Annotated in this window: 7 protein-coding genes; 5 read left to right on the top strand and 2 right to left on the bottom strand. The window is 30.2% G+C overall.

What is annotated here, in order from left to right; genetic code table 11:
* The first annotated feature begins 42 nt into the window (after nt 1-42).
* The 4 genes from murB to VK998_RS12865 are packed head-to-tail and all read left to right on the top strand — an operon-like array spanning nt 43 to nt 3661.
* Nucleotides 43-954, top strand: coding sequence for a UDP-N-acetylmuramate dehydrogenase (gene murB / locus VK998_RS12880; protein ID WP_325229057.1), 912 nt, complete (start codon nt 43-45; stop codon nt 952-954).
* Between the two features lie 12 nt (nt 955-966).
* Nucleotides 967-1704, top strand: a complete 738-nt coding sequence (locus VK998_RS12875) for a PHP domain-containing protein (protein WP_325229056.1) — start codon at nt 967-969, stop codon at nt 1702-1704.
* Nucleotides 1705-1723: 19 nt separating this feature from the next.
* Entirely contained in the window at nt 1724-2581 is an 858-nt protein-coding gene (gene rapZ / locus VK998_RS12870; protein ID WP_325229055.1) for an RNase adapter RapZ, read from the top strand.
* Nucleotides 2582-2593: 12 nt separating this feature from the next.
* Nucleotides 2594-3661 (top strand): gluconeogenesis factor YvcK family protein, encoded by a 1068-nt coding sequence (locus VK998_RS12865; RefSeq protein ID WP_325229054.1) that lies wholly within the window; start codon nt 2594-2596, stop codon nt 3659-3661.
* 30 nt (nt 3662-3691) lie between these two features.
* On the opposite strand, the gene VK998_RS12860 is transcribed toward VK998_RS12865, so the two are convergent.
* Nucleotides 3692-4213, bottom strand: coding sequence for a hypothetical protein (locus VK998_RS12860; protein ID WP_325229053.1), 522 nt, complete (start codon nt 4211-4213; stop codon nt 3692-3694).
* Nucleotides 4214-4312: 99 nt separating this feature from the next.
* On the bottom strand, nt 4313-5347 hold the full coding sequence (locus VK998_RS12855) for a M42 family metallopeptidase (protein WP_325229052.1): 1035 nt from the start codon (nt 5345-5347) through the stop codon (nt 4313-4315).
* Nucleotides 5348-5502: 155 nt separating this feature from the next.
* On the opposite strand from VK998_RS12855, the gene VK998_RS12850 reads away from it, so the two are divergent.
* Nucleotides 5503-5904 (top strand): NUDIX hydrolase, encoded by a 402-nt coding sequence (locus VK998_RS12850; protein WP_325229051.1) that lies wholly within the window; start codon nt 5503-5505, stop codon nt 5902-5904.
* Nucleotides 5905-6079: the final 175 nt, after the last annotated feature.

Genomic DNA, 6079 nt, shown 5'->3' with positions numbered 1-6079 from the left:
AGATAGATTTAAAAATGAAAATTAAAACATAGGAGTGGTATTTTGGAGAAATCTAAACTTTCTACATTGTTTAAAGACAAAAGTTTTGGAAAAATATTATTTAATGAACCTATGAAAAACCATACTTCCTTTAAAATTGGTGGGCCAGCAGATATAATGATAATACCTAGCAGAGAAAAAGATATTATTGAATCAATAAAATTTTGTAGAGAAAAGAATATAAAATATATTATAATGGGAAATGGAACTAATCTATTAGTAAGGGATACAGGTATAAGGGGAGTTGTTATTAAAATCGCCAATGGCTTTGATAATATAGCGATAGATAATGATAAAATATTTTGTCAAGGAGGAACCTTGTTATCAGTTATTGCAAAGAAAGCATTAAGAGAATCCTTAGCAGGTTTTGAATTTGCCAGTGGAATTCCTGGCACTATAGGTGGTGCTATTACCATGAATGCTGGAGCCTATGGTGGAGAGATGAAGGATATTGTAACTAAAGTAATAGCTCTAGATAAGAATAATAATATAGTGGAATTAGCTAATAAAGATATGAATTTTAGATATAGAGGCAGTACTGTTATAGACGAAGGACTTATAGTTTTAGGGGTAGAATTACAATTAAGGAAGCAGGAATATTCTAAAATAGAAGAAAAGATGAAGGATTTTACTAATAGGCGTGTTTCTAAACAGCCATTGGACTTACCTAGTGGTGGCAGCACTTTTAAAAGACCTACAGGATATTATGCAGGTAAACTTATAGATGATGCTGGCCTTAGAGGAATTAGATTTGGATATGCTCAAGTTTCTGAAAAACATTGTGGATTTATAGTAAATAGAGGGAATGCTACCTTTGAAGAAGTTTTTACTCTTATAAAAACAGTTCAAAAAATTGTACATGATAAATATAATATAATGTTAGAACCAGAGATCAAAATAATAGGAGACTATTAGAAAGGGAAAAAGATGAAAATAATAGGAGATTATCATACTCATACCATATATAGCCATGGTAAAGGAACTATAATAGAAAATGTAGAAGTAGCTATTGAAAAAGGGTTAAAGGAAATTGCCATATGCGATCATGGACCAGGCCATTATTTATATGGCGTAAAGGAAAAGAAACTGTATAAAATGAGGGATGAAATAGATAGATTAAATAGGGAATACGAAGATAAAGGGATTAGAATACTATTAGGAATAGAAGCTAATGTAATTGGGTATGATGGGACAATAGATGTTAATAATAATATACTTAACATTATCGATATACTTTTATTAGGATATCATTATGGAGTTACACCTAAGTCGATAAAAGACGGACTATTTATGTATATGATAAATCCATTATCAAAAATATTTCCACTATATAGAGATAAAATTATAGACAAAAATACAGAAGCTTTGATAAAGGCAATCAATAGATATCCAGTTGATATTATAACTCATCCTGGTTCTAAAGCTGAATTAGATATTAAAGCAATAGGAAAAGCAGCTTTTAAAAAAGGTGTAGCATTAGAAATCAATTCTAAACATAGCCAATTATCCGTTGAAAATATAAAAATTGCATTAGAAACCGGAGTGGAATTTTGCATAAATAGCGATGCTCATGATCCAATAAATGTGGGTAATTTAAATGAGGCATTGAAAAGAGCTAAAGAAGCTAAAGTTCCAATTAATAGGATAAGGAACCTAGTGGATTAAATTATGGAGGTGAGTGTTAATGGAATTTCTAATAATTACAGGAATGTCTGGGGCAGGGAAGAGTCAAGCTATGAAGGCAATGGAAGATATGGGATATTATTGTATGGACAATTTACCTCCTGCATTACTTCCTAAATTTGCTGAACTATGCTATGAATCTAAGAGGAATATAGATAAGGTAGCAGTAGTGGTAGATATTAGGGGGGGAATATTTTTTGAGGATTTATTTAAAGGATTAGAAGAATTAAATACAGAAGGTATAAAGTACAAGATCTTATTCTTAGATGCATTAGATCCAGTATTAATTAAAAGGTATAAAGAACTTAGAAGACCTCATCCCTTAAATCCTAAGGGAGGGATATTAGATGGAATATCAGAAGAAAGAAGACTACTTGAAGAGGTAAAAAAGAGAGCGGATTTTGTTATAGATACATCAAAACTTACAATAGGAATGCTTAAAGAAGAGATATATAAAATATTTTTTGAAGGACTAGAGTTGAGAAAGTTAACAATATCTGTAGTGTCCTTTGGTTTTAAACATGGGATGCTATTAGATGCGGATTTAGTATTTGATGTAAGATTTTTACCTAATCCCTACTATATACCAGAGCTAAGAGACTATACTGGAGAAAATGAAAATGTACGAAAATATGTATTCGATTGGGATCAAACTAATAAATTTGTTGATAAATTAATGGATATGTTGGAATTTTTAATTCCCTATTATATAAAAGAAGGGAAAACTCAATTAATAATAGGGATAGGCTGTACTGGTGGAAAGCATAGATCTGTTGCTATTGCAAATGAGATAGAAAAAAGGCTTAAAGAAAATCAACATAGGGCTATTGTTAGTCATAGGGATTATAGATTAGCGTAAAGGGGCAAAATTATGGATAAGAAAGATATTTTGGATAAAGATATTTATGAAGAATATATTAAAACTAAAAAGTATAAAGAAAAGATATTATCTAAAGGACCAAAAGTAGTAGTTATAGGAGGAGGAACTGGATTATCTGTATTGCTTAGGGGACTTAAGGAATATACATCTAATATAACTGCTATCGTAACAGTAGCAGATGATGGAGGAGGTTCTGGTAAATTAAGAGAGGATTTAGGAATGCTCCCTCCAGGAGATATTAGATCTTGTATATTAGCATTGGCTAATACAGAGCCTACTATGGAGAAATTGCTCCAATATCGATTTAGTGAAGGATTGTTAAAAGGACAAAATTTTGGAAATCTATTTATCGCTGCTATGAATGAAATATATGGAAGTTTTGAAATGGCAATAAAAGAAACAAGTAATGTTTTAGCTGTAACTGGGAAGGTTTTACCAATGACATTGGAGGATGTAACCTTATACGCCATATTGGAAAATGGTCAAACCATAAAAGGTGAATCAGCAATTCCTTTAAAAAACAAGGAACTATCCAGTAGAATTAAACGGATTTATATGGAACCTAAAGTTAGTTATCCTCTAGAAGAAGCAGTAGAAGCTATTGAAGAAGCTGATTTAATAGTATTAGGACCTGGTAGTTTATATACTAGTGTAGTACCTAATCTATTGGTAAATAATATAGTAGACACAATTTATAATGCTGAAGGTTCTAAAGTATATATTTCAAATGTAATGACTCAACCAGGGGAAACTGATGGATATACGGTATTAGACCATGTGAAGGGAATACTTGCTCATAGTAGAGAAGATTTTTTAGATTATGTAATTGTCAATACAGAAGAAATACCAAAAGAAACTTTAAACAAATATGCATCAGATGGTTCTGAACCTGTAATTTTAAGGGAAGAGGACGAGGACATATTGAACTCTAAAGGTATTCAAGTAATAAAAGAAAATTTAATAGACATTAAGAAAGAATATATTCGACATGATTCTTTAGAATTGAGTAGGATATTAATAGAAATAGCTAAATACAGACTAAACAAAGATTGTGTATAAAGGGGCGGTTTTAATCGCCCCTTTAATTATTTAACTCTTTTTAACTTCCTCTAACATCCTAGAGATTAAACTTCCTGCAGATTTTTTGTTAAGATTATCATAATTTATAGTAGTATTTAATTCTTCTGCTAATTTTTTGATAGTTTCCAACTGTCTCTTTGTTGGAGGTTCTATTTGATTAGGCATATAATCATCTTCAGTTTCATTTATTTTATCTTCTAAAGTTATCTCTTCAAAAGCTGTCATTCCCACATTGGTCAAATCCCTTAGAACTCTTGCTTTTGCACGGGTAGAAGCCATTCTGATTAAATGAGGTACTATAGTAGAATTAACGGAGTGAGGACTAGCATCACCTATATCAGTATAGATTTCATTTTCTGTTGTAGCTGTAGCTTTACAAATGGCTATCATATTATTTTCATTTGTGGGGATTTGAATTAGTTCAACCTCAATAGATTTCAAACCTTTCTGGTGGGCTAAATCCAATAAACCTTCATAGGTTACATAGGATTTACCCTGTAAATTTATAATAAATTTTTCATTAATACTCATTAAACCACCTCATCTATATTTTGCAGAAATTACTTAAAATTAAACGTGGAAATATTAAGTAATCCTATTATATCATAGGCGGCATATTAAGATTTTAAATTATATTAGATATAATAAACCTAGTTTTATAGTATTTTCTATGGCCTCCTTATGAGTTCTTTCAAAGGAATGGGAAGCATCTACACCAGGGCCAATTAGTCCTACTTTAAAATCATAACCTGCCCTTAATGCTGCAGAACCATCTGAACCATAATATGGATATATATCGATTTTATAATTTAGATTATTTTCCTTTGCTAAATTGACTAATTTATTTTTTAATTCTAAATCATATGGACCAGAACTATCCTTTGCACATATGGTAACACTATGTTCATCTGATGTCTGTCCTTCTCCAGGAGCAGCCATATCTATAGCTATAAATTCAAAAGTTTTTTCAGGAATAGCTGCACTAGCGCCATGACCTACTTCTTCATAATTACTAATAAAGAAATTAGTAGTATATTCAGGTTTGATATTATTATCGATTAAATATTTGGCAATTCCTAATAGAGATGCTACACCAGCTTTATCGTCTAAATGCCTAGACTTAATAAATCCACTTTCAGTAACAACTGTTCTAGGATCAAAGAAAATAAAATCTCCTACATTAATTCCTAATTTCTCTATATCTTCTTTAGAAGAAACTTTTTCATCTAATCTAATTTCCATATTATCCATATTTCTTTCTAAAGTTTTAGTTTTTTCTCCATGAACATGAGAAGAAGCCTTAGTTGTAAGTATGGTACCAGAATATAATTTTCCATTACTATTTTGAATATTAACATATTCTCCTTCTATAGTACTCCAAACATATCCTCCAATTTGTGTGAGTTTAACTCTTCCATTAGATTTAATTTCTTTTACCATACCACCTAAAGTGTCTACATGACCTGATAAAGTAATTTCTTTTTCTTGATATTTACCAGGGATAGTGGCGATTAAAGCACCTTTATTAGTCTTATAAGTTGAAACACCTATAGAATTAAACTCTTTTTCAACAAAATCTATAGCTTTTTTTGTATTGCCTGAAGGGCTAGGAATATTGAGTAATGATACCAAGTTGTCTATTACATAATTCATATCTAATTTCATAAAAAAACCTCCTTTAAATTGTACTCTTTTATTATTATATCATCTTAAGTGTTAGATTAAAGCTAACTATTTAAAAATATTTAGCATAATCTCCTTATTTATAGTATAATAAGCTTAATATCTATATAGTTTTAATATAGTGGGAGTTGGTTTCAGTGGTTGAAGAAGTAAGTGCTGGAGGTGTGGTCATATTTGGGAATGCCATACTGCTTCTAAAAAAGTTTAATGGAGATTGGGTACTGCCTAAAGGAAGAGTTGAAAAAAATGAGAATATTAAAGAAACTGCCATTAGAGAAGTATTTGAAGAGAGTGGAATTAGAGCTGAAATAATAAGATATATAGGAATGGTTCACTATACTTATAAAAGCATTAAAGGAAATGAAATGGTTTTTAAGACAGTCCATTGGTATCTGATGACAGCTAATAATATGGAATCAGTTCCTCAGAAAAATGAAGGTTTTATAGAAGCTACTTTTGTTCATAAAGATAGGGTTAAAGATTTGATTAAATATAATGATGAAAGGAAAATAATAAAAAAAGTATTAAAATTAATTTAATATCAATATAAAATTAAAGTAGGAGAGATATAATGTCTTTTTCTTCAACAACTAAAAATGAATTATCAAGATTACCTATAGAAAATAGATCTAGTGCTATAGCTGAATTAGCTGCTATTGTTAGAATGAGTGGTACAATTCAAATTACAGGAATAAAACGAATTAGTTTGAAATT

Source organism: Schnuerera sp., assembly GCF_035459645.1.
Taxonomy (GTDB): Bacteria; Bacillota; Clostridia; order Tissierellales; family Tepidimicrobiaceae; genus Schnuerera.
Note: the sequence above shows the minus strand (reverse complement) of the source record. Positions and strands in the feature narration are given on the sequence as shown.